Origin of the sequence: Klebsiella sp. S69, from assembly GCF_016516145.1 — a bacterium.
Classification (GTDB): Bacteria; Pseudomonadota; Gammaproteobacteria; order Enterobacterales; family Enterobacteriaceae; genus Klebsiella; species Klebsiella oxytoca.
This window is the reverse complement of record NZ_JACVUU010000129.1, coordinates 1-200: the sequence shown is the minus strand read 5'-3', so window position 1 is coordinate 200 and position 200 is coordinate 1. Positions and strand designations below refer to the sequence as shown.

The window sequence follows — 200 nt, the reverse complement described above, 5'->3', positions numbered from 1 at the left end:
TAAATCTGCCGTCATCGACTTCGAAGGTTCGAATCCTTCCCCCACCACCATTCTTTACCACGTTGTTGTGGTAATACCGATGAAGGTAAACGATGTTTGCACTTATCGGGAAGGGTGAGAATCTTCGACCAAGGTTCGAGTCGAGCGAAAGCGAGACAACGTTGCCGCAGGCAACGGCCCGAAGGGTGAGGAGCGAAGCG

1 other RNA gene is annotated in these 200 nt (G+C 52.5%); it reads left to right on the top strand.

Annotated features, from left to right (window positions below):
* Positions 1–93: 93 nt before the first annotated feature.
* A non-coding RNA gene (locus IAE27_RS29495) (RtT sRNA) lies at positions 94–200 on the top strand; the annotation flags it as partial.